This window comes from Inquilinus sp. CA228 (assembly GCF_052078665.1).
In the GTDB taxonomy this organism is placed as follows: domain Bacteria; phylum Pseudomonadota; class Alphaproteobacteria; order DSM-16000; family Inquilinaceae; genus Inquilinus.
This window is the reverse complement of the sequence record NZ_JBQJIK010000037.1, coordinates 1-23,091: the sequence shown is the minus strand read 5'-3', so window position 1 is coordinate 23,091 and position 23,091 is coordinate 1. Positions and strand designations below refer to the sequence as shown.

Sequence of the window (23,091 nt, the reverse complement as noted above, 5' to 3'; positions counted from 1 at the left end):
ACTCCCGCTTTGCGACCGGCTCGCAACGATCCTTCCCTAGCACGGGCCAGAGGCACAGTCTAACGCTCCCCCTTGCGGTACGGCACCATCAGCGCCTTCGGCACCGTGGCGCGGCGCGACATGGCGATCAAAGCGAGGATGCTGAGCAGATAGGGCAGCATCAGGAAGATCTGGTACGGCACCACCCCGCCGGCGAGCTGCTGCAGCCGGACCTGGAAGGCGTCGAAGGCGCCGAACAAGAGGGCGCCGAGCAGCGCCTTGCCCGGCCGCCAGGAGGCGAACACCACCAGCGCGATGCAGACCCAGCCGCGCCCGGCCACCATCTCGAAGAAGAAGGCGTTGAAGGCCGACATGGTCAGGAAGGCGCCGCCGACCGCCATCAGCGCCGACCCGGCCATCACCGCGCCGAGGCGCATGGCGACGACGTCGATGCCCTGCGCCTCGACCGCCGCCGGGTTCTCGCCGACCGCACGCAAAGCGAGGCCGAGCGGGGTGCGGTACAGGATCCAGGCGGTGACGGCGACTGCGAAGAGGGCCAGATAGGTCAGCGGCGACTGCTGGAACAGCGCCGGCCCGATCCAGGGCAGGTCGGACAGGAAGGGCAGCGACACCGGCTGGAACGGCTCGATCCGCGGCGGGGTCGAGGCGTTCGGCAGCACCATGCGGTAGGTGAAGTAGGACAGGCTGGTGGCCAGCAGCGTGACGCCAATGCCGGTGACGTGCTGCGACAGGCCGAGCGGCACGGTCAGGAGGGCGTGCAGCAGGCCGAAGGCGGCGCCGACCCCGGCGGCGAAGACCACGCCGGTCCACAGGTCGCCGCCCTGATACACCCACATCCAGCCGGCCATGGCCCCGGCGGTGAAGATGCCCTCGATGCCGAGGTTCAGCACCCCGGCGCGCTCGCAGATCAGCTCGCCCAGCGTGCCGAAGATGAGCGGCGTGGCGATGCGCAGCGCCGCCGCCCAGAAGCTGGCGGCGAGGATGATGTCGAGGACCTCGCTCATCGCCACCGCACCCGGTAGCGCAGCACGATGCCGGACAAGAGCACCGTGAGCAGCGAGGTGGCGACCACGAGGTTGGCGATGTAGCTGGAGACGCCGATCGCCCGGCTCATGCTGTCGGCGCCGACGAAGACCGCGGCCACGAACAGCGCCGCCAGCAGCACGCCGAGCGCGTGCAGCTGCGCCAGCATGGCGACGACGATGCCGGCATAGCCATAGCCGGGCGACAGGTCCTGGGTCAGGTAGCCCTTCAGCCCCGCCACCTCCCCCACCCCGGCCAGGCCGGCCAGGGCGCCGGAGATCAGGCCGACGCGCAGCATCACCCGGCCGACCGGCATGCCGGCGAAGCGGGCGGCCGAGGGGTTGGCACCGGTGGCCCGCATCTCGAAGCCCCAGGTCGTGCGGGTGGTCATCAGCCAGACCAGGATGGCGGCGACGACGGCGATCACCAGCCCGGCATGGATGCGGGTGCGCGGGATCAGCTTCGGCAGGGCGGCGGCGTCGAGGATCGGCGCCGATTGCGGCCAGCCCATGCCCATCGGGTCCTTCATCGGCCCTTCCAGCATCATCGACACGAACAGCAGCACGACGAAGTTGAGCAGCAGCGTCGTCACCACCTCGTCGACGCCGAGCCGGGTCTTGAGCAGGGTCGGCCCCAGCATCCACAGCCCCCCGGCCAGCGCGCCGGCGGCGAGGATCAGCGGCAGCAGCGCCCAGCCGGGCAGATCGAGCGCGCCGGAGCCGAGCGCCGTCGCCGCCAGGGCACCGAGATAGAGCTGCCCTTCCGCCCCGATGTTCCACAGCTTGGCCCGGAAGGCGACGGTGGCGGCGAGGCCGGTCAGCACCAGCGGCGTGGCGCGGGACAGGGTCTCGGCGATGGCGAAGCGCGAGCCGAAGGCGCCCTGCGCCATCACCTGGTAGGCCTCGAGCACCGGCGCGCCGGCCCAGAGCAGCGGGATGGCGCAGAGCAGCAGCGCCAGCACGGCGGCGCCGGCCGAGGCGCCGAGCATCAGCAGCGGCGAGGCGCGCTCGCGCGGCTCAAGACGCATGGGCGAGCTCCGGCTCCTGCCCCGCCATCATCAGGCCGAGGGCACGGATGGTCAGCTGCTCCGCCGGCCAGGGTTGGGTGAGACGACCGCGGTAGATCACGGCGATGCGGTCGGACAGGGCGAAGATCTCGTCGAGATCCTCCGTGATCAGCAGCACCCCGGCGCCGCGGTCGCGCGCGGCCAGCAGCCGGCCGTGGATCTCCGCCACCGCGCCGACATCGAGGCCACGGGTCGGCTGGCAGGCCAGGACCAGGCCGGGCGCACGCTCCAGCACCCGGCCCAGGATCAGCTTCTGGATGTTGCCGCCGGAGAGCAGGCGGGTGCGCGCCTCCGGCCCCGGGCCGCGCACGTCATAGGCGCCGATCAGCCGCCGCGCCCGGTCGCGCAGGGCGCCCCGCCGCATCAGCCCCCAGCGCTGCGCCGCGCGGTCGCGGTAATCCTCCAGCGCCAGGGTCTCCCACACCGCCATGTCGCCGACGACGCCGTCGCGATGGCGGTCCTCCGGGATGCGGCCGACCCCGGCCGCGACCATGGCGGCGGGAGAGCCGACCGGCGCGGGGTGGTCGAACAGGGCGACCCGGCCGGAATCGGGCCGGGCCAGGCCCGAGACCAGCCCGGCCAGCGCCGCTTGGCCATTGCCGGAGACGCCGGCGATGCCGATCACCTCGCCGCCGCGCAGCTCGAGCGACACGCCGTCGAGGCGCGGCCGGCCGTCGGCGCCGCGCAGGGTGACGCCGTCCAGCGCCAGCACCGGTGCGCCGGGCGCGGCCGGGCGCTTGCGCGTCTCCGGGACGGCGCGGCCGATCATGGCCTCGGCCAAAGCGGCGCGGTCGGCGCCGGCGGTCGGCCGTTCCGCTACCACGCGGCCAGCGCGCAGCACCACGACGCGGCGGCTGATCGCCAGCACCTCGGCCAGCTTGTGCGAGATGAAGACGATGCCGAGCCCCTGCCCCGCCAGCCGGCGCAGCACCGTAAACAGCCCGTCGGCTTCCTGCGGGGTCAGCACCGCCGTCGGCTCGTCCAGGATCAGGATCCGGGCATCGCGGTACAGCGCCTTCAGGATCTCGACCCGCTGCCGCTCGCCGACCGAGAGGCCGGACACCATGGCGTCGAGCGGCACGGCCAGGCCGGAGGCCTGGATCAGCGCCGCCAGCTTCGCCCGCGCCGCGCGCCGCCGCAGCGCCGGGCGCCACAGCGGCTGCGAGCCGAGCACGATGTTGTCGAAGACGCTGAGATTGTCGGCCAGGGCGAAGTGCTGGTGCACCATGCCGATGCCGGCGGCGAGCGCCGCCTGGGGCGAGCCCGGGCGCAGCGGCTGCAGCGCGCCGGCCAGCCCCGCCACCTCCACCGTCCCGGCATCGGCGACGTAATGGCCGAACAGGATGCTCATCAGCGTGGTCTTGCCGGCGCCGTTCTCGCCAAGCAGCGCCAGCACCTCGCCATGGAGGAGATCGAGATCGATCCCGTCATTGGCGAGCAGGTCGCCGAAGCGCTTGGTGATGCCGCGCAGGCGCAGGACCGGCCAGGCGCCCGATCGGTCGGCCCCCGGAGTTTCAGCCGGCAGCGTCACAGCGTCGGCTTCGGCTCGCTGTCGTCGACCTTGACCGTGACGGCGCCGCTCTCGATCTCCTTCTGCCGCGCCGCCACCTTGTCGATGACCGCCTGGTCGACCAGCTTCGGGTCGAGCGGGGCCAGCGTGGCGCCGCCCGCCTTCATCGCACTGTAAGGGCCGTAATCCTCGGCCTTGAAGCTGCCGCCGGCGACCGCCTTGAGGGCCCGGTCGATGGTCGGCTCCATGTGCCACAGCGCGCTGGCCACCACCGTGCCGGGATATTCCGACTGTGTGTCGATGACGTTGCCGATGGCCAGCACCTTGCGCTCCTTGGCCGCGTCGGAGACGCCGTAGCGCTCGGCATACAGCACGTCGGCGCCGGCATCGATCATGGCAAAGGCCGCCTCCTTGGCCTTGGGCGGGTCGTACCAGGAGCCGATGAAGGTGATCGAGAACCTCGCTTGTGGATTCACCTCCAGCGCCCCGGCCATGAAGGCGTGCATCAGCCGGTTGACCTCGGGGATCGGGTAGCCGCCGACCATGCCGATGGTGTTCGACCTGGTCTTCAGCCCGGCGACCATGCCGGTCAGGTAGGAGGCGTCCTGGATGTAGTTGTCGAAGACCGCGAAGTTCGGCTCGGCCGGCGGCAGGCTGGAGCCCATCAGGAAGGCGGTGCCGGGATAGTCCTTGGCCACCGTCCGGGCGCCGCGCTCGACCCCGAAGGCCTCGCCGATGATCAGCTTCTTGCCGGCCTCGGCGTATTCGCGCATGACGCGCTCATAGTCGGTGTTCGACGTGTTCTCGGAATAGACGTAGTCGATCTCGCCGCGGTCCTGCGCCGCCTTCAGCGCCTTGTGGATGCGGCTGACCCATTGCTGCTCGACCGGCACGGTGTAGACCGCCGCCACAGCCAGCTTGTCCGCCGCCCGGGCCTGCGGCAGCGCCGCGGCCCCAAGCATCGCCACCGCCGCGCCGAGCAGCGCCCGGCGACCCCAACGTCCCTGCATCGTGTGCCCCCTGGATTTTGTTTTTCTGACCAGCCGGTCAAGTGTGCAGAAACCGGCGCGGGGCGCAACAGGATGGCGGGCGAAATCGGTCTCACTCGTGGGTCAAATATTTATCCTCACCGTCCCCTCGCGGGAGGGGGCCAGGGGGAGGGGGTTGCCGTAGCCAGGACCGATGCCTTGTGCTTGATCCGACCTCCAGCCAAATCCGCGCGGACGCGCACAGACCCCTTCCCCTACCCCCTCCCGCAAGGGGAGAATGGAAGGCTGGGCAGGCTGGTGATGGGAAGGCTTAACGGGCGGTGCAGCCCTCAGCTGCTGTCCGGCTTCCATGGCTGCGGCAGGGGCCGGCCGGCATCGGACTCGTCCGGCTCGGCGGACCAGTCGTCCGCAGCCTCGCCATCGGCGGCCTCGGTCTCCGCCGCCGGGGTCTTCGCCTCGACGGTCTCGTCCCAGCTCTGGGGCAGCCGGATCGGGTCGGGCGGGTAGCCGATCTTGCGGCAGACCTCCTGCACGAACTCCACCGCCGACAGCGTGTCGAGCTGCGCGTCCAGGATCTCGTCCTCGACCAGCCTCTCCCACGCCATCGACCGCATGTGCTCGACGTCCCGCCCGTGCTCGGGATTGGCCGTCGCCTCGGCCACCATCCCGGCCGCACGCTCCCGCCGCTGCCGCCGGCGCTGCTCCTCGCCCGACGCCGTGCGCTCGTCCCGCCGCGTCAGAAAGCCGGTGCGGATCCGCTCGGTCAGCCGCTTGCAGCGCATGTCGATCTCGACCGCCTCGCGCAGGGTGTGCAGCGCCCAGCCCGTCCAGTTCATGTCGGGATCGGTCGGCCGGACCTCGTCGGATTGCGCCTCGTCCACAGAACGTATCATGAACAAAGACGGCCGGTAATACTACTACGATCGTCGGGACCCTGCGGCGACGGGTCCTCCGACCGTCCTCTCCGACGCCCTACCCCTTCAGCCCGATCACCTCGCGGCCGATCAGCATGCGCCGGACCTCCGATGTGCCGGCGCCGATCTCGTAGAGCTTGGCGTCGCGCAGCAGGCGGCCGGTGGCGAAGTCGTTGATGTAGCCGTTGCCGCCGAGCGCCTGGATCGCCTGCAGCGCCATCCAGGTCGCCTTCTCGGCGGCGTAGAGGATGGCGCCGGCCGAATCCTGCCGGGTGACCCGGCCACGGTCGCAGGCCTGGCCGACGGCGTAGACATAGGCGCGGGAGGCGTTCAGGGCGACATACATGTCGGCCACCTTGCCCTGCATCAGCTGGAACTCGCCGATCGGCCGGCCGAACTGCCTGCGGTCGCGGACATAGGGCAGGACGATGTCGAGGCAGGCCTGCATGATGCCGAGCGGCCCGGCCGCCAGCACGGTGCGCTCGTAGTCGAGGCCGCTCATCAGAACGCGCACGCCCTCGCCGACCCGGCCGAGCACGTTCTCCTCCGGCACCTCGCAATCCTGGAACACCAGCTCGCAGGTGTTGGAGCCGCGCATGCCGAGCTTGTCGAGCTTCTGCGCCGTCGAGAAGCCCTTGAAGCCCTTCTCGACCAGGAAGGCGGTGATGCCGCGCGGTCCGGCCGCCGGGTCGGTCTTGGCGTAGACCACCAGCGTGTCGGCATCCGGCCCGTTGGTGATCCACATCTTGGTGCCGTTGAGGACGTAGCGGTGGCCCGTCTTCTCGGCCTTCAGCTTCATGCCCACGACGTCGGAGCCGGCGCCCGGCTCGGACATCGCCAGGGCGCCGACATGCTCGCCCGCCACCAGCTTCGGCAGGTAGCGGCGCTTCTGCTCCTCGGTGCCGTTCAGCTTGATCTGGTTGACGCAGAGGTTGGAATGGGCGCCGTAGGACAGGCCGACCGAGGCCGAGGCGCGGGAGATCTCCTCCATCGCCACGATGTGCTCGAGATAGCCCATGCCGGCGCCGCCATACTCCTCCCCGACCGTGACGCCGAGGACGCCGAGGTCGCCCATCTTGCGCCACAGGTCCATCGGGAACTGGTTGTCGCGGTCGATATCGGCGGCGCGCGGCGCGATCTCCGCCTCGGCGAAGCCGCGCACCGAATCGCGCAGCATGTCGGCGGTGTCGCCGAGCATGAAATCGAGGCCTTGCGGCTCATTGGGGATCATGGGGCGTCGCTCCCGGTGTCGCTGTTCCCGGCACTGTAGCGCAGCCGTTGCCGCAAAAGAAAAGCCCCGCGATGCCGGAGCATCGCGGGGTCTGCTCTCACTGGTGGATCGGGGTCCCGGACGCCCGTGGGCCAGGCGTCCGGGCCGATCCCCCCGATCGGCCGAAGCCGATCAGAGCACGAAGTCGCCGATCACCAGGGAGGCCGCACCCTTGACCTGGATCTCGAAGTCGGCACGGCCGTCGCCGTTGACGTCGCCGCTCAGGATCCCGCCCTGGAAGTGCAGCTGCCCGGCCACGCCGGTGAAGTTGGCCCCACCGATGAAGGTGAAGGCCTGGTCACCGGCCACCTTGGTGCTGGCGTCGATGAAGTGCAGGTCGATCTTGTCGCCCTGGGCATGGCTGAAGTCGGTGATCACGTCCCGGCCCGCGCCGACCACGGTCTGCGTGATCCCCTGGAACCGGAAGGTGTCGGCACCCGCGCCGCCGGTCAGGGTGTCGGTCCCCCAATTGCCGTCGAGGACGTCATTGCCGCCCTTGCCTTCGAGGATATCGTTGCCCCCGCCGCCGCTGAGCCCGTTGACGGCATCGTTGCCGATCAGGCGGTTGTTCGCCGCGTTGCCGGACCCGTTTCTGGCCGTGCCAGAAAGGGTCAGCATCTCGACATTGTCGGACAGGCCGAAGTCGATGGTCGAGAACACCTGATCGGTGCCGCCATTCGCCTGCTCCTGGACCCGATCGCCGAAGTTTTCGACATAGTAGACGTCGTTGCCGATGCCGCCGATCATGATGTCGGCACCTGCACCGCCGGAGAGCTGGTCGTTGCCCAGGCCACCGGTGATGGTGTCATTGCCGGCATCGCCCCAGAGCAGGTCGCTGCCCGTGCCGCCACTGATACGGTCGGTACCGGCACCACCACGGATGATGTCGTTGCCGAGATAGCCGTTCAGGATGTCGGCATTGGCGGTGCCGTTGATGGTGTCGGCCGAACCGACCGCATCACCGACGATGTTGGCCAGCGAGTTCGACCCCACAGCGACAACGTTCAGGACCGAGCCGAGCAGGCTGCCGATGATGCTGAGCGGGCCGACATTGGTCAGGCCGCCGACATCGATGCTGAACACCGCATCGCCGAGCGACGACAGGATGGTGTCGAGTGCAGCCTCGAGGCCGACGCCGCCGCCGAGCAGGCCGCCCAGCAGGCCGTCGAGATCGATGATGCCGCCGAGGCCATCGCCGCCGAGCAGGCCGCCGACCACGCCCTCGACCGTCGCCAGCACGCCGCCGAGGATGCCCTCGACCACGCCGCCGAGGCCGCCGAGGAGGTCGCCGCCGCCGATACCGCCCAGGATATCGCCGCCGAGCAGGCCGTCGAGCAGGCCGGTGATCGTGCCGAGCAGACCGCCGAGCAGATCGCCGCCCAGCAGGCCGTTGAGCAGCCCGTCGACCAGGCCGAAGACGCCGCCGAGAAGCCCGTCGGCATCGGAGCCGCCGAACACCAGGCCGTCCAGGGAGCCCAGGACGCTCTTCACCGTGCCGATGACGCCGCTGAGAAGATCCTCGCTGAGAAGATTCCCGAGCAGACCGTCATCACCGAGCAGCCCGCCAAGAAGGCCGTCGCTGCCAAGCAGGCCGCCGAGGAGACCGTCATTGCCCAGCAGACCGCCGAGCAACCCGTCATCTCCGAGCAGGCCGTCAAGAAGACCCATGTTTTCCTCCTCCAAGAAACCCTTGCCAAGCCGACAGCCCGGCCGCCGCCCACTGGGCTAGCCAGCCGGCATTCAGGCAAAAAACGATAGGGCTGTCTATGGAAATTCCCGTTTTTTACTTCCCCATGACGAAATAGACGGATGAATTTGAGACCGCATAAACTCCGTCTCCGAGGCAGGTTCTATCGTTTCCTCGACATTGGCATTTAATTACTTGGAACAATAATATTATTTCCCACCGAGATTCAGGCAAGACAGTTTCCTGCGAAAAAAGAACCCCTTGGCCCGACAGGATCGAACGGATGAGGCCCGTTCCGACTCGCGCCGGCGGCCCGTGCGACGGCACCGGCCCGATGCGAATCCGGCTGGGGTGCCGCGAAAAATCCCGATCCGGCGGTGCCTGCAGTAACCGGCCTGCACTTGCCATTTCTTGCCGCCATGGCGCACGCCATCGGCATTGCTTGCCCGGGGGCGAGGCCGAGGGAGCGGGATCTGGCGACGGCAGCCCGACGACTGCCGCTGATCTGTCACACGCGCCGGAGTCGCGACTTGCCGACCGGGACGAGCCGAGCCGCGAGGCGATGGTCGCATTGCCGGAACGGGCAGGGTAAAATCGCCGGGTTCCGTGAGAACGGCTGGACATCAGCCGGGATCGCCTCGTACAACCCTGAGTATTCATGTCGGGATATGCACTGCAATTGCGCATAGGCCCGGATCCGGTGAGGGAGGGCATATTGAGCGTGGAATCCACAGGTATCAGCGAAGCCGATCTGCGCGAGGCACTGAAGAAGCTGGCGGTGGCCAGCGACCTGCGCTTCGGCCAGGTGGTCGGGCTGGCGGCCGTGGTGGCGATGCTGCCGGGCGTCGAGGCGATTCCGGTCGAGAAGATCGAGGAGGTCGTCGAACGGCTGACCCGCGGCGTGCCGGGCGGCCAGAACCTGAAGATCCCGGCGGTCAACATCGCCCGCAACGTGATCACCGCCGCCGCCGAGGCCAAGAGCTCCGGCACCGCCTGAGACAGCCGTCCCATCCCGTCGCCGGCCGGACGTCGGCCCGACGGGATGGGGGCCGACGGGATGGGACGCGTCAGATCAGGATCAGCGCCGCCAGGCCGAGGAAGGCGAAGAAGCCGACCACATCGGTGACGGTGGTCAGGAACACGGCGCTGGACACCGCCGGATCGATCCCGAAGCGCTGCATCGCCAGCGGGATCACGGTGCCCGAGAACGCTGCCGCCAGCAGGTTGATGATCATGGCGGCGCCGATCACCACCGCCAGGCGCGGATCCCCGAACCACAGCCACACCACCCCGCCGGCGATCGCCGCGAACAGCACGCCGTTGATCACGCCGACCAGCACCTCCTTCCACAGGATGCGGACGGCGTTGCTGTCGGTCAGCTCGCGCATCGCCAGCGCCCGCACCGCGACGGTCAGGGTCTGGGTGCCGGCATTGCCGCCCATCGAGGCGACGATCGGCATCAGCACGGCCAGCGCCACCACCCGGCTGATGGTGTCCTCGAACAGGCCGATCACCGACGAGGCCAGGACCGCGGTCAGCAGGTTGACGAACAGCCAGGAGAAGCGCGAGCGGGTGGTGGTGGCGACGTCGCGGTAGAGGTCGCTCTGCTCGCCGATGCCGCCGAGGCGGAAGATGTCCTGCTCCGCCTCCTCGTCGATGACGTCGACCACGTCGTCGAGGGTGATGACGCCGAGCAGCTTGCCGTTGCGGTCGACCACCGGCGCCGAGACCATGCCGTAGCGCCGGAACAGCAGCGCCACCTCCTCCTGGTCCATCTCCGCCGGGATCGGGTGGATGTCCTCCAGCCCCAGCTCGGCCAGCTTGGCCGGCCGCCGGCCGCGCAGGAAGCGCGACAGCGGCAGTTGGCCGCTCGGGCTGCCGTGCACGTCGACCAGGAACAGGCTGTAGAACTCGTCCGGCAGGTCCTCGGCGGTGCGCAGCCAGTCGATGGTCTTGCCGACGGTCCAGTAGTCCGGCACCGACACCAGCTCGCGCTGCATCAGGCGGCCGGCGGAGTATTCCGGGAAGTCCAGCCCTTCGAGCAGGACGCGCCGCTCCTCGGCCGGGACATTGGCCAGGACCGCGTCGCGCTCGCCCTGGTCGAGGGTCTCGATCAGGGCCAGCGCGTCGTCGGAATCGAGCTCCTGCAGCGCCGCCGCGACATCCCGCGGCCCGAGCAGATCCAGGACCTCCTGGCGGACGTCCTCGTTCAGCCAGGCCAGCGCCTCGGCGTCCGTGGTCAGCTGCACCCGGATCAGGCCGACGACGACGCGCCGGTCGTCCGGGTGCAGCGCCTCCAAGAGCGCCGCCAGGTCGGCGGAGTGGAGCGGCGCCAGCCGCTCCTCCACCTCGGCGAGGCGGTGGTCGTCCAGCGCCTCCTCGATCCCCTGCACGAAGCCGGGCGGCAGGCCGTATTCCTGGGCCTCGGCCGGCGCCTTGTCCCCTTCGGGCGCCGCCGTCACCTCACACCGACAGGGCTTCGAGCGCCACGTGCGACGCCTGCCGGGCATGGGTGTCGATCGGGCAGACCGCCCCCGCCAGCTGCGCGTCGACCGTGGCGATCGCGGTGATGTTGACCAGGCCGCGCACCGTCACCGAGGGGGTGACGATATGCGCCGGCCGGGCAACGCCGAGCAGCATCGGGCCGATCGAGATCGCCTCGCCCAGCACCTTCAGCATGTTGAAGGCGATGTTGGCGGCGTCGAGCGAGGGCAGCACCAGCAGGTTGGCGCTGCCGGTCAGCTTGCTGTCCGGGAAGATGCGCTGGCGGACCTCCTCCGACAGCGCGGCGTCGGCATGCATCTCGCCCTCGACCTCGAGGGCCGGCGCCTGCTCGCGGATCAGGGACAGGGCGTGGCGCATCTTCACCGGCGACGGCCCGTCCATGGTGCCGAAGTTGGAATGCGACAGCAGCGCCACCTTCGGCACGATGCCGAGGCGCCGGATCTCCTCCGCCGCCAGCAGCGTGGTCTCGGCGATCTGCTCCGGCGTCGGGTCCGGGGTGATGTAGGTGTCGGCCAGGAAGAAGGTGCCGCGCGGCAGCACCAGGGCGCTGAGCGCGGCCGGGGTGGTGACCCCCGGCGCCAGGCCGATGACGCTGAGCACGTCGCGCAGATGCGGCCGGTACGGGCCGTAGCTGCCGCAGACCATGGCGTCGGCTTCCTGCTTCTGCACCATCAGCGCCGCGATCACGGTCGAGTTGGTGCGCACCACCGTGCGGGCGACGTCGGGCGAGACGCCGCGCCGGGCCAGCAGCTGGTGATACAGGCGCCAGTATTCGGTGTAGCGGGGATCGCTCTCGGGATCGACCAGCTCGACGTCGCGGTCGAGCTTCAGCCGCAGGCCCAGCTTCTCGATCCGGCGCTCGACCACGCCGCGGCGGCCGATCAGGATCGGCTTGGCCAGCTGGTCGTCGAGCACGATCTGGACCGCGCGCAGCACCCGCTCGTCCTCGCCCTCGGCATAGACGACGCGCTTGGGCTCGGCCTTCGCCAGGGTGAACACCGGCCGCATCACCAGGCCGGAGCGGAACACGAACTCCTCCAGCTTGCCGACATAGGCGCCGAAATCGGTGATCGGCCGGGTGGCGACGCCCGAATCCATCGCCGCCTTGGCCACCGCCGGCGCGATCTTGATGATCAGCCGCGGGTCGAAGGGCTTCGGGATCAGGTATTCCGGGCCGAAGCTGAGCTGCTGATCGCCATAGGCGGTGGCGACGATGTCCGACCCCTCCTGCATCGCCAGGTCGGCGATGGCCTGGACCGCGGCGATCTTCATCGCCTCGTTGATCGCGGTGGCGCCGACGTCGAGCGCGCCGCGGAAGATGAAGGGGAAGCAGAGGACATTGTTGACCTGGTTCGGATAGTCCGACCGACCGGTCGCCATCACCGCGTCGGGGCGGATCGCCTTGACCTCCTCCGGCATGATCTCCGGCGTCGGGTTGGCCAGCGCCATGATGATCGGCCGGTCGGCCATGCGCTGCACCATCTCGCCGGTCAGCACCCGCGGCGCCGACAGGCCGAGGAAGATGTCGGCCTCGCCGATCACCTCGGCCAGGGTCCGCGCCTCGGTCTTGCGGGCGTAGCGCTGCTTGCGCGGGTCCATCAGCTCGTTGCGGCCGTCCCAGACCACGCCGGCGATGTCGGTGACCCAGATGTTCTCGATCGGCAGCCCCATGTCGACCAGCAGGTCGAGGCAGGCCAGCGCCGCGGCGCCGGCGCCGGAGGTGACCAGCTTGACCGATTTCAGGTCCTTGCCGACGACGCGCAGCCCGTTGGTGATGGCGGCGGCGACGATGATGGCGGTGCCGTGCTGGTCGTCGTGGAAGACCGGGATCTTCATCCTGGCGCGAGCCTTCGATTCGACCTCGAAGCACTCCGGCGCCTTGATGTCCTCGAGGTTGATGCCGCCGAAGGTCGGCTCCAGCGCCACGATGATGTCGACCAGCTTGTCCGGGTCGGTCTCGTTGACCTCGATGTCGAAGACGTCGATGCCGGCGAACTTCTTGAACAGGACGCCCTTGCCCTCCATCACCGGCTTGGCGGCGAGCGGGCCGATGTTGCCGAGGCCGAGCACGGCGGTGCCGTTGGTGATGACGGCGACGAGGTTGGCGCGGCTGGTCATCTGCGACGCTTCCGCCGGATCGGCGACGATCGCCTCGCACGCCGCGGCGACGCCGGGCGAATAGGCCAGCGCCAGGTCGCGCTGCGTCGCCAGCGGCTTGGTCGGCGTGACCGCGATCTTTCCGGGCGTCGGGAGGCGATGGTAGTCGAGGGCAGCTTCGCGCAGATCGCTGGACATCAGGGGATCCGGACAGCGTTACAGGTCGACCCGTTATAGGGAGCGTTCCGCCCGGGCGGAAGGGCCGCGTCGGAAGGCTGAGCCGCGAAACGCGAAAGGCCCGCCGGTAAGGGCGGGCCTTTCGAAGAATGGTGCGGTCGAGAAGACTCGAACTTCCACGGGGGTTAGCCCACAGCGACCTCAACGCTGCGCGTCTACCAATTCCGCCACGACCGCACGGCAGGCACGCCCACGAGGGGCCTTGCCTTCCGAGGTGCGGGGGGATTAGCAGATCGCATGCGCCCGATCAAGCAGCCCGATGAGATGATCGCGATTCCGTCCTCCACCCCCTCCGAAACCGCCGTTCCGGGTGGCCCCGACTGGCGCATCCCCGACTGGCGTATCGACGACGGCGCCGTGCCCTATCCCGAGGCGCTGGCGGCGATGGAGACCCGGGTGGCCGCGATTCGCGACGGCACCGCGCCGGAGCTGGTGTGGCTCTTGGAGCACCCACCGCTCTACACCGCCGGCACCAGTGCCCATGACACCGACCTGCTGACGCCCGACCGCTTCCCGGTCTACCGCACCGGCCGCGGCGGCCAGTACACCTATCACGGGCCGGGGCAGCGGGTCGGCTACGTCATGGTCGACCTGAAGCGGCGCAACCCGGATGTGCGCGTCTATGTCCACTCGCTGGAGGAGTGGCTGATCCGCGCCCTGTCGCGGTTCCAGGTGAAGGGCGAGCGGCGCGAGGGAAGGGTCGGCATCTGGGTCGAGCGCGACGGCGTCGAGCAGAAGATCGCCGCGATCGGTGTGCGGATCCGGCACTGGGTGACCTTCCACGGCGTGGCGCTGAACGTCGACCCCGACCTGTCGCATTTCGCCGGCATCGTGCCCTGCGGCCTGGCCCAGTACGGCGTCACCTCGCTGGTCGATCTCGGCCTGCCGGTGACCATGGAGGACGTCGACCTGGCCCTGCGCGAGGCCTGGGACGAGGTGTTCGAGGGGTAGGCTTCAGAAGCCCTGGAGCAGGAAGTCCAGGGCGTCGACGATGGCCGAGTGCTGGCCGGCCAGCGAGGCGATGCGATCTCCCAAATCGCCAACCGGAATGGCAGCCATCTCACTCGTGACGAGGACATAGTCTTGTCCATCGACGGATAAGATCGGCTGCAGCCGTTTCATAGGCTTCGCAGAATATGAGTGGGCCGGAACCATCGGGATGATGATTCGCGCCGGCAAATGGTCGTGAAATTCCGACTGCACGTTCAGCGCCAGGACGTCATCGGCTCCTTGCGGCCGATGGACATCAAAACGCATCAGAAACGCCGATACTTCGCCAGGAGGAGTCCCTCGCGCGCCACTCGCTCGTTGTAGCTTTTGATCGCCTCGGCGTTCTGCTCTTTCCAGAGCTCGCCTTCATGCCGGCGCACCGCTTCAACGATCGCGTCCTCGGCAATCCGGGACACGTTCAGCCCATGCTCCTTGGCCCGGCGGGTCGCCTCGACCGAGAGGTTGAGATTGGTCGGACGGCGCAACGTCCGATCCAGGTTCTTGCGGCTATCGAGCTTGGACATGGATAAGTCTATGCGCATTTTTCTGCGCATGACAAGCGCCGCTCGGCGCTGGCCCGCGACCCCAAGAGATCAAAACAACCGACACCTCTCCAGAGTCAGGCCTTCCCGTTCCACCCATTCGTTGTGGGTCCGGATCGCCTCGGCGTTCCGCTCCTTCCATGCCGCCGCCTCGTCCCGGCGCTTCTCGGCATCAGCCGCATCCTTCGGGTCACGATCTTTCGTCTTCCGATCGGGCATCTGATACCCTCCCCGGTCCGTTCGCCGCAGTCCCGGGTCCCATCATGCTCCTCCAGGCCGAAGCCATCACCCTCAAGATCGGCGGCCGGGCTCTGTTCCAGGATGCCAGCTTCGCCGTCCATCCCGACGACCGGATCGGCCTGGTCGGCGACAACGGCAGCGGCAAGTCGACGCTGATCCAGGCGCTGCTCGGCGAGATCGAGCTGGACCGCGGCCGCATCGCGCGCCGGCGCGGGCTGCTGATCGGCCATGTGCCGCAGGCGGTGCCGGCCGAGCTGCTGCCCCTGACCTTGCACGAGGCGCTGGTGACGGCCCTGCCCGAGGCGGCGCGGGACGACCAGGCCTGGCGCGCCGACATGGTGCTGGACGAGTTGGGGATCGATCCCGAGCTGTGGCATGCGCAGAAGGTCGCCGCGCTGTCCGGCGGCTGGCAGCGCCTGCTGCTGGTGGCGCGGGCGACGCTGGCGGACCCGGACCTGCTGATCCTGGACGAGCCGACCAACCATCTCGACGTCGGCAAGGTGATGCGGCTGGAGCGCTGGCTGACCGAGCATCTGCGCCTGCCCTTCATCCTGGTGTCGCATGACCGCGAGTTCCTGGACCGGGTGACCGACCGCACCATCATCCTGCGCGGCGACCGGGTGCGGACCTACGGCACCTCGTTCTCGCAGGCGCGGCAGGAGCTGATCCGCGAGGACCTGGCGGCGCTGCAGCAGGCCGAGCGCGACGAGAAGGAGGTCGAGCGGCTGGAGCAGGCGGCCAAGCGGCTGATGCTGTGGGCCAATCTGAAGGGCCACAACCCCGGCATGGCCCAGCGCGCCAAGGCGGTGGCGTCCCGCGCCGAGCAACGCCGGGCGGAGGCCACGGTGGCGCATCGCGCGGCCCGGCGGGACATCAACCTCGACAGCAGCGAGGTGCAGCGCGCCACGCTGGTGCGGCTGAAGGACCATGTCGTGCGCACCGAGACCGGGCGCGAGCTGCTGCGCATCGAGCAGGAATTCATCCGCCGCGGCGACCGCATCGCGCTCTTGGGCCTGAACGGCACCGGCAAGTCGCATCTGATCCGCGACCTGATGGCGGCGATCACCCGGGCGGCGGCCGGCGACGCGCCGCTCGGCCAGTCGATCACCGCCAACCCGCAGCTGCGGCCGGGCTATCTCGACCAGCACCTGGCCGACCTGCCGCGGCAGATGCCGGTGAACCGCGCGCTGCAGGCGGCCTCGACCCTGCGCGATGCCGAGCTGGTGCGGGAGCTGCACAACATCGGCATCCCGATCGAGAAGCAGGCGACGCCGATCGCCAATCTCAGCTATGGCGAGCAGCTGCGCGTCACCTTCCTGCTGCTGCGCCTGCGCCAGCCCAACATCTACCTGCTGGATGAGCCGACCAACCACCTGGACATCGCCGGGCGCGAGCGGCTGGAGGACCTGCTGTCGCGCGACGACACGACCTGCGTCTTCGTCACCCATGACCGGCGCATGCTGCGCGGCATCGGCACGCGCTATCTGGAGATCCGCAACCGCCGCCTGGTCGAGGTCGACGGGCCGGACGAGTTCCTGGAGCGGGCGGCGGCCGCGGCCTAAGCCGGCGCCGCCTCGATCGCCGCTCGGGTGGCGAGGGTCAGGGGCTGCGGCAGGGCGTCGAGGGCGAACCAGCCGATCGCGGCCAGCGCCGCCGGCTCGCGGTTGGCCGGATCGCCCTTGGTGATGGCAGCGCGATACACCGGCGCCACCCAATGGGTGCCGGCGTCTCGGTCGATCTGGTCGACCAGGCAGAGCAGCCCGTCGAGCCGCAGCACGACGCCGAGCTCCTCCTCGATCTCGCGCCGCACCGCCGCCTCGACCGTCTCGCCGAAATCGACCTTGCCGCCGGGCAGGCCCCAATGACCGGCCTCCGGCTCCCGCCGCCGCTGCACCAGCAGCAGCCGGCCGGACTCGTCCCGGATGAAGGCGCCGACGCCGAGCCGCGGGGCTGCGATCACAGCGTCGGCCCTTGGGAAAAGCCGGGATGATCGGGCGGTTCCGCCTCGGTCATCCGCACCCGGTCGACCAGCGCCACGCTCGGCCCGCGCCGGCAGGCGGCCACCACGCGGTCGACCGCCTCGGCCGGGCCGGACAGCAGCGCCTCGACCGAGCCGTCGCGGCGGTTGCGCACCCAGCCGTCGAGGCCGGCCGCGGTGGCCTGGCCGGCCAGCCAGGCGCGGTAGCCGACACCCTGGACCCGGCCGGTGATGCGCAGCGACAGCGCCTTGCGCTCCCCGCTCATGCCTCGTCCTCGTCCGGCAGCGCGCCGCCATAGAGCGCGGCGGCGACCAGGCGGATGGCGAAGCGCGCCTCGGCCTCCAGCCGCTCGGCCTCGAACCAGTGCATGTCGACCGTCAGCGTCGGCGGGTCGGAGACATGCAGCGCCCGGTTGCGGGCCCGGCGCAGCACGTCGAAGCGTTCGTCCAGCCCGGCCTCGGCGAACAGCGTGCCGGCGTTGAGATAGGGGTCGATCGTCCGGCCGGAGGCGATCGCCTGCTCGCGCAGATGCGCCTCGATCACGGCGACGGCCAGGATCACGGTGGCGACCCAGGCGCCGGCGCCGAACACGGTCTCGAGCTCGACCAGCAGCGCCTGGGTGTGGTCGCCGACCACCACGGCGGCATCCCGCCGCTCCCCGGTGCCGCGGCCGGCCATGACGTCGGCGAACCAGCGGGTGCGGGCCTCGCCCTCGTCGCCGGTCGCTTTCACTGGGCGAAGATCTCCTCGCATTTCTTCAGGTCGCCCTCGATCCGGGTCTTCTCCGCGCTCGGCGGGCGATTCGGGCCGGCCATGTCCTTGATCCGGGTGCAGTAATCGGCCCAGGCGCCCATCGCCCGGTCGTCGACCCGGATCATGAAGGGATCGGTCGGGCCCGGCGGCGGCTGCAGGTCGTCGCCCTTGATCGAGGCGATCGGCGGCGGCGGCCCCGGATTGTCCGGCGGGATCAGGCCGTCGCCGCAGCCCGCCAGGAGCAGCACCGGCAGGACGATACGGAGGGTTCGGTTCATGGCGCTCTCCCGGCCCTCAGGCCGCTGCGAATTCCAGGATCTTCTGGTCGACCGCCAGGCTGTCGCCCGGCTTGGCGTGCAGGGTCTCGACCACGCCGTCGCGCTCGGCCCGCAGGATGTTCTCCATCTTCATCGCCTCGACCACCGCCAGCTCCTGCCCGGCGCGCACCGGGTCGCCCGCGGCGACCGCGACCGAGACCAGGAGCCCGGGCATCGGCGACAGCAGGAAGCGCGACATGTCGGGCGGCGCCTTGACCGGCATCAGCTCGGCCAGGGCGGCGGCGCGCGGCGTCAGCAGCACCAGGTCGGCCTCGCCGCCGGCATGGGTCAGGCGCAGCCCGACCGGGCGGCGGTCGACCTGCGCCACCATGCGGGCGCCGTCCACCGTGCCGTCGAACAGCGTCTCGCCCGGCCGCCAATGCCCCTGGATGACGAAGGACCGGCCGTCGAGCGTCACACGCCAGCCATCGGCATCCTCCTGCACCGTCACCGGCCGATTCTGCCGGGCGCCGCGCAGCACCCAGTCCCGCGTCCCCGCCCCGCCGCCGCGCAGGATGGCCTGGCGGTGCAGCAGGGCGGCGCCGAGCGCGGCGACCCGGTCGGCGGCCTCGCCCGCCGGGGTGGTGCCGTGGAAGCCGTCCGGGAACTCCTCGGCGATGAAGCGGGTGGTCAGCCGGCCCTCGACGAAGCGCGGATGGTGCATCAGCGCCGCCAGGAACGGGATGTTGTGGCTGACGCCGCGGATCACGAAGCCGTCCAGGGCGCTGCGGATCGCGGCGATGGCCGCGTTCCGGTTCGCCCCGATGCCGATCAGCTTGGCGATCATCGGGTCGTAATGCATCGAGATCTCGCCGCCCTCGTCGACGCCGGTGTCGACCCGGACCTGCGGCCCCTCCTCCGGCGCGCGATATCGGGTCAGGCGCCCGATCGAGGGCAGGAAGCCGCGCAGCGGGTCCTCGGCATAGACCCGGGCCTCGACCGCCCAGCCCTCCAGCCGCACATCCTCCTGCCGGAACGGCAGCTCCTCGCCGGCGGCGATGCGGATCATCAGCTCGACCAGGTCGAGGCCGGTCACCGCCTCGGTCACCGGATGCTCGACCTGCAGCCGGGTGTTCATCTCCAGGAAGTAGAAGGAGCGGTCGGCGCCGACGATGAACTCGACCGTGCCGGCGGAGCGGTAGCCGACCGCCCGGGCCAGGGCGCAGGCCTCCGCCCCCATGGCGCGGCGCATCGCCTCGTTCACGAAGGGCGACGGCGCCTCCTCGATCACCTTCTGGTGGCGGCGCTGGATCGAGCATTCGCGCTCGCCGAGATAGACGGTGTTGCCGTGGGCGTCGGCCAGCACCTGGATCTCGATGTGCCGCGGCTCCTCGATGAACTTCTCGGCGAAGACCCGGTCGTCGCCGAAGGCGGAGCGCGCCTCGTTGCGGGCGGAGCGGAAGCCCTCACGCGCCTCGTCGTCGTTGCCGGCGAGGCGCATGCCCTTGCCGCCGCCGCCGGCTGACGCCTTGATCATCACCGGATAGCCGATGCGGCGAGAGACGGCGACCGCCTCCTCTTCGTCGAGGATGGGTGCGAGGTGGCCGGGCACGGTCGAGACGCCGGCGGCCTGGGCCAGCTTCTTCGATTCGATCTTGTCGCCCATCGCCTCGATGGCGCCGACGCCCGGGCCGATGAAGGCGATGCCCGCCGCCTCCAGCGCCGCGCAGAAGCGCGGATTCTCCGACAGGAAGCCGTAGCCGGGATGCACCGCCTGGGCGCCGGTGGCGCGACACGCCTCGACGATCCGGTCGATCACCAGATAGGATTGGGCCGAGGGCGCCGGGCCGATCGGCACCGCCTCGTCGGCCATGCGGACATGCATCGCGTCGGCATCGGCCTCGGAGTAGACGGCCACGGTCTTGATGCCCATGCGCCGCGCGGTGCGGATGACGCGGCAGGCGATCTCGCCGCGATTGGCGATCAGGATCTTGTCGAACATCGTCCCTTCAGAGGCGGTCGGCCATTGGGGGGAGATTGCGGCGCGGGCGTGCCGCGCCGCAACAGGAAAGCGGTCGAGGGGTCACTCGCCCGCCGGCGGCAGCACCCGGCCGGCGACCGGCGAGGACAGGATCAGCGAGGATGTGGTGGCGCCGAAGGCGGCGAGGCGCAGCAGGATCTCGTCGAGATGCTGGATCGAGCGGGCCACCACCTTGAACACATAGGCGTCCTCGCCCGCGACCTCGTGGCACTCCACCACCTCGGGCACGGTGCGGGCGAAGCTCTCGACCGCCGGGAACGTCTCCGCCCGGCAGCGCAGCCGGACGAAGGCGGACAGGCCGTAGCCGAGCCGGGCGCGGTCGACCTCGGCCCGGAAGCCCTTGATCACGCCCTGATCCTCCAGCCGCTTCACCCGCTCGGCCACCGCCGGCGGCGACAGGCCGACCAGCCGGCCGAGCTCGGCATAGCTGGCGCGGGCGTTCTCCTGCAACGCCAGCACCAGGGTGCGACCGATGGCATCGAGGCGGAGTTTCGCTTCCATCCGAATCGCCCCCGTTGGTTTCGCTCTCGCATTGGTTTAATCGAAGGGCCGGCGAACCACCATTCGCGATCGTTCTATTTGTGACACGACGTAACACGAGGCCGGCGGCACCCCACACGTGATGACCGATCCCTTCCTGTTCGCCAAAGGCGTCGCGCTCGGTATCGCCATTGCCGCGCCGGTCGGCCCGATCGGCGTCCTGTGCATCCGCCGGACGCTGATCCACGGCACCCGCTTCGGCATCCTGACCGGCATCGGCGCGGCCTTCGCGGACGGGTTGTTCGGGCTGATCGCCGCCTTCGGCATGGTGGCGCTGAGCGCCTGGCTGATCACGGTGAAGGACGCGCTGCACCTGATCGGCGGCACCGTGCTGGCCGTGCTGGCCGTCCGCACCCTGCTGCATGCCGGCCATATCGAGCGCGACCCGGAGACCGGGCGGACCGAGGGCAGCGAGGTCACGGCGGTCGTCACCGCCTTCCTGCTGACCCTCAGCAACCCGATGACGATCCTGACCTTCGCCACCGCCTTCACCGCGGTCGGGCTGGCGGAGACGCTGTCCATCGCCTCCGGGCTGATCCTCGTGGCCGGGGTGCTGGTCGGCTCCGCCTCCTGGTTCACGGCGCTGAGCTTCATCGTCTCGGCCACCGGCGGCCGGCTGACGCCGCGGACGCTGCTGTGGATCGACCGGGTCGCCGGGGTGCTGCTGCTGGCCTTCGCCGCCTACATGTTCCTGGCGCTGTATCTGCGCTGGTAAGAGCCAGGCCCGAACTTCGCCCCGGCGGCCGTCTGATGCGGTTTTCTGCGCTTCCGGTGCTCACGGACCTCCATGTACGCTGCGCTCCGGTTCTCGAAAACCACACCAGCCGACTCACCGGAACGAATTTCAGACCAGGCTCTAGCCGCTGCGCTGCGTTCAGGGCTCCGAATCCAAGTTTCAGAGACCGGAACGTTCCTTCCCTTTTCTGTCATTGCCCGGCTTGACCGGGCAATCCAGGGGCCACCGAGAGCCGCTCTGGCGGCCCCTGGATCCTCGGGTCAAGCCCGAGGATGACAATTTTCTTTCACGCCACTCCCACGTAGAAGCACATATATGTCGCCTGTAACATGAGTTCGCCGCCCTGGCGCTGCGTTCTGGCGGATTGACAAGCCGCTCTGCCTTGGACGAGTGTGGCCCGCCCTGCGGGAAAGGCTCGAGACTGACCCGCCCGGATACATCATACGGACGCGTCCTGGAATGAACCTTTCGACCCTCCGCGCCGGCGCGGCGCTGCTCCCGCTCCTGCTCGCCGTTCCGGCGATCGCGCAGCAGGCCACGCCCCCGGCGCAGCCCGTGGCACCGGCCGAGGCGCCCGCGGCCCCCGCCCAGCCGGCTCCGGCCCAAGCTCAGCCGGCTCCGGCCCAGGCGGCACCGCAGGGCCGGCAGGCTCCGACGCCGAAGGAATTCAGGATCGATGCCGGCGGCTGGAAGGGCGGCGCCGTTCCCAACCCGACCAACCAGCAGTTCAGCCATTGCGACGTGTCGAAGCCCTATGACGGCGGGATGACGCTGGCGTTCACGCTGAACCCGAACTACCTGTTCAACGTCGCCGTCGTGAAGCAGAACTGGGGCCTGAAGGAAGCCGACAAGGGCAAGGGCCGCATCCGGGTCGATGCCGCCTACGACAAGCAGTTCGACATCGTTCCGGTCTCCCCGGTCGCCTATGTCCTGCCGGTCGGGCAGGACGGCGAGCTGTTCCAGCTGCTGGCCAAGGGCAGCAAGGCGATCGTCACCACCCCGAAGGGCGAGTTCACCTTCGCGCTCACCGGCACCGGGGCCGCCCTCGGCGGGCTGCGGGACTGCATCGAGACCGCGCGCAAGCTGATCGCCCAGGCCCAGGGCAACGCCGGCAACGCCGGTGCCGGCGGCCAGCCGCAGGGCGACCCGCGCACCCTGATCGGCGCCCAGGGCTTCGGCATGCCGGTCGGCGCGCTGCAGGACATCCTGAACAGCGCCGGGATCCAGAATGTCGGCATCGCCGACCCGCGCAAGCTGCCGCGCGACCCGCTGCAGATCAACCAGGCCTGGCAGGTCGGCACCGACGGCAAGGTCGTCGGCGGCCTGCACCAGGAGCCGCGCGGCGACGCGGTCGAGATCGACCAGTTCGCCAAGCGCTATCTCGAGATCATGAAGTCGGTCTGCGGCACCGACTGGCAGAGCAGCGACCAGCCGGCCTTCGTCGAGGGGCCCTACGCCGTCAAGCGGGCCGAGCTGAGCTGCACGATGAACCAGCAGAAGATCTCCGCCGCGCTGGTCTTCACCCTCGACGACAACTACTACAGCGCCTTCTTCCACCAGGCGCTGCAGACCGAAAAGGCGCTGGCGGACGACGCCTCGGGCAAGCTGGCCACCTTCATCCAGACGCAGATGGCGGCGGTCGAGGCGGAGAGGCAGAAGCAGCAGAGCGGCGAGGCCGCCCCGCAGGGCGCGGCGCCGGCGGCACCGGATGCCCC

23 protein-coding genes and 1 tRNA gene are annotated in these 23,091 nt (G+C 69.9%); 5 read left to right on the top strand and 19 right to left on the bottom strand.

All coding sequences use genetic code 11. The annotated features are described in order from the left end of the window. Positions 1-59: 59 nt before the first annotated feature. The 7 genes from ACTOWL_RS19235 to ACTOWL_RS19205 all read right to left on the bottom strand — a co-directional run bounded on the left by ACTOWL_RS19235 (position 60) and on the right by ACTOWL_RS19205 (position 8,440). Entirely contained in the window at positions 60-1,004 is a 945-nt protein-coding gene (locus ACTOWL_RS19235) for an ABC transporter permease (protein WP_441322878.1), read from the bottom strand. Continuing rightward, positions 1,001-2,050 carry an ABC transporter permease gene (locus ACTOWL_RS19230; RefSeq protein ID WP_441322877.1) on the bottom strand — a complete coding sequence of 350 codons (1,050 nt, stop codon included), beginning with the start codon at positions 2,048-2,050 and terminating at the stop codon, positions 1,001-1,003. The genes ACTOWL_RS19235 and ACTOWL_RS19230 overlap by 4 nt, the downstream gene beginning before the upstream one ends. Then, positions 2,040-3,620, bottom strand: coding sequence for an ABC transporter ATP-binding protein (locus ACTOWL_RS19225; protein WP_441322876.1), 1,581 nt, complete (start codon positions 3,618-3,620; stop codon positions 2,040-2,042). Before ACTOWL_RS19225 ends, ACTOWL_RS19230 begins: the two co-directional genes overlap by 11 nt. Continuing rightward, the gene (locus ACTOWL_RS19220) at positions 3,617-4,609 is read right to left on the bottom strand and encodes a BMP family protein (RefSeq protein ID WP_441322875.1); all 993 of its coding nucleotides are present in this window, start codon (positions 4,607-4,609) and stop codon (positions 3,617-3,619) included. Before ACTOWL_RS19220 ends, ACTOWL_RS19225 begins: the two co-directional genes overlap by 4 nt. A gap of 308 nt (positions 4,610-4,917) precedes the next feature. Beyond that, entirely contained in the window at positions 4,918-5,481 is a 564-nt protein-coding gene (locus ACTOWL_RS19215; RefSeq protein WP_441322874.1) for a hypothetical protein, read from the bottom strand. 79 nt (positions 5,482-5,560) lie between these two features. Continuing rightward, entirely contained in the window at positions 5,561-6,733 is a 1,173-nt protein-coding gene (locus ACTOWL_RS19210; RefSeq protein ID WP_441322873.1) for an isovaleryl-CoA dehydrogenase, read from the bottom strand. Positions 6,734-6,904: 171 nt separating this feature from the next. Next, positions 6,905-8,440, bottom strand: a complete 1,536-nt coding sequence (locus ACTOWL_RS19205; RefSeq protein ID WP_441322872.1) for a calcium-binding protein — start codon at positions 8,438-8,440, stop codon at positions 6,905-6,907. 740 nt (positions 8,441-9,180) lie between these two features. On the opposite strand from ACTOWL_RS19205, the gene ACTOWL_RS19200 reads away from it, so the two are divergent. Continuing rightward, on the top strand, positions 9,181-9,456 hold the full coding sequence (locus tag ACTOWL_RS19200; RefSeq protein ID WP_441322871.1) for a hypothetical protein: 276 nt from the start codon (positions 9,181-9,183) through the stop codon (positions 9,454-9,456). Between the two features lie 70 nt (positions 9,457-9,526). On the opposite strand, the gene mgtE is transcribed toward ACTOWL_RS19200, so the two are convergent. The 3 genes from mgtE to ACTOWL_RS19185 all read right to left on the bottom strand — a co-directional run bounded on the left by mgtE (position 9,527) and on the right by ACTOWL_RS19185 (position 13,475). Then, complete coding sequence (gene mgtE / locus ACTOWL_RS19195) at positions 9,527-10,921, bottom strand: magnesium transporter (protein ID WP_441322870.1); 1,395 nt, start codon at positions 10,919-10,921, stop codon at positions 9,527-9,529. A gap of 1 nt (position 10,922) precedes the next feature. Beyond that, a complete protein-coding gene (locus tag ACTOWL_RS19190; RefSeq protein ID WP_441322869.1) occupies positions 10,923-13,259 on the bottom strand; it encodes an NADP-dependent malic enzyme in 2,337 nt (778 codons plus the stop codon). A 129-nt stretch (positions 13,260-13,388) separates the two neighbouring features. After that, positions 13,389-13,475, bottom strand: a tRNA-Leu gene (locus ACTOWL_RS19185). Positions 13,476-13,535: 60 nt separating this feature from the next. On the opposite strand from ACTOWL_RS19185, the gene lipB reads away from it, so the two are divergent. Next, positions 13,536-14,249: a lipoyl(octanoyl) transferase LipB gene (gene lipB / locus ACTOWL_RS19180; RefSeq protein WP_441322868.1), complete on the top strand. Its 714-nt coding sequence runs from the start codon at positions 13,536-13,538 to the stop codon at positions 14,247-14,249. A gap of 3 nt (positions 14,250-14,252) precedes the next feature. Here lipB and ACTOWL_RS19175 read toward each other — a convergent pair whose 3' ends face one another. The 3 genes from ACTOWL_RS19175 to ACTOWL_RS19165 all read right to left on the bottom strand — a co-directional run bounded on the left by ACTOWL_RS19175 (position 14,253) and on the right by ACTOWL_RS19165 (position 15,049). Next, positions 14,253-14,555, bottom strand: a complete 303-nt coding sequence (locus ACTOWL_RS19175; protein WP_441322867.1) for a CcdB family protein — start codon at positions 14,553-14,555, stop codon at positions 14,253-14,255. Beyond that, entirely contained in the window at positions 14,555-14,812 is a 258-nt protein-coding gene (locus ACTOWL_RS19170) for a type II toxin-antitoxin system CcdA family antitoxin (protein ID WP_441322866.1), read from the bottom strand. The genes ACTOWL_RS19175 and ACTOWL_RS19170 overlap by 1 nt, the downstream gene beginning before the upstream one ends. 69 nt (positions 14,813-14,881) lie before the next feature. Next, positions 14,882-15,049 (bottom strand): type II toxin-antitoxin system CcdA family antitoxin, encoded by a 168-nt coding sequence (locus ACTOWL_RS19165; RefSeq protein WP_441322865.1) that lies wholly within the window; start codon positions 15,047-15,049, stop codon positions 14,882-14,884. Positions 15,050-15,093: 44 nt separating this feature from the next. On the opposite strand from ACTOWL_RS19165, the gene ACTOWL_RS19160 reads away from it, so the two are divergent. Beyond that, the gene (locus ACTOWL_RS19160; protein ID WP_441322864.1) at positions 15,094-16,632 is read left to right on the top strand and encodes an ABC-F family ATP-binding cassette domain-containing protein; all 1,539 of its coding nucleotides are present in this window, start codon (positions 15,094-15,096) and stop codon (positions 16,630-16,632) included. Here the strand turns inward: ACTOWL_RS19160 and ACTOWL_RS19155 are convergent. The 6 genes from ACTOWL_RS19155 to ACTOWL_RS19130 form a co-directional block, all read right to left on the bottom strand. Continuing rightward, positions 16,629-17,030 (bottom strand): NUDIX domain-containing protein, encoded by a 402-nt coding sequence (locus ACTOWL_RS19155; protein WP_441322863.1) that lies wholly within the window; start codon positions 17,028-17,030, stop codon positions 16,629-16,631. The genes ACTOWL_RS19160 and ACTOWL_RS19155 overlap by 4 nt on opposite strands. Beyond that, positions 17,027-17,314 (bottom strand): acylphosphatase, encoded by a 288-nt coding sequence (locus ACTOWL_RS19150; RefSeq protein ID WP_441322862.1) that lies wholly within the window; start codon positions 17,312-17,314, stop codon positions 17,027-17,029. The genes ACTOWL_RS19155 and ACTOWL_RS19150 overlap by 4 nt, the downstream gene beginning before the upstream one ends. After that, entirely contained in the window at positions 17,311-17,781 is a 471-nt protein-coding gene (locus ACTOWL_RS19145; protein WP_441322861.1) for a hypothetical protein, read from the bottom strand. Before ACTOWL_RS19145 ends, ACTOWL_RS19150 begins: the two co-directional genes overlap by 4 nt. Further along, positions 17,778-18,080 (bottom strand): hypothetical protein, encoded by a 303-nt coding sequence (locus tag ACTOWL_RS19140; protein WP_441322860.1) that lies wholly within the window; start codon positions 18,078-18,080, stop codon positions 17,778-17,780. Before ACTOWL_RS19140 ends, ACTOWL_RS19145 begins: the two co-directional genes overlap by 4 nt. 16 nt (positions 18,081-18,096) lie before the next feature. Then, entirely contained in the window at positions 18,097-20,061 is a 1,965-nt protein-coding gene (locus ACTOWL_RS19135) for an acetyl-CoA carboxylase biotin carboxylase subunit (protein ID WP_441322859.1), read from the bottom strand. A gap of 81 nt (positions 20,062-20,142) precedes the next feature. Then, entirely contained in the window at positions 20,143-20,601 is a 459-nt protein-coding gene (locus ACTOWL_RS19130; RefSeq protein WP_441322858.1) for an Lrp/AsnC family transcriptional regulator, read from the bottom strand. 121 nt (positions 20,602-20,722) lie between these two features. Here ACTOWL_RS19130 and ACTOWL_RS19125 point away from each other — a divergent pair, with 121 nt between their 5' ends. Together ACTOWL_RS19125 and ACTOWL_RS19120 are read left to right on the top strand one after the other, a co-directional pair. Then, positions 20,723-21,355, top strand: a complete 633-nt coding sequence (locus tag ACTOWL_RS19125) for a LysE family translocator (protein WP_441322857.1) — start codon at positions 20,723-20,725, stop codon at positions 21,353-21,355. Positions 21,356-21,835: 480 nt separating this feature from the next. Next, positions 21,836-23,091: hypothetical protein (locus tag ACTOWL_RS19120; RefSeq protein WP_441322856.1), on the top strand; the 1,256-nt coding region annotated here is incomplete at its 3' end.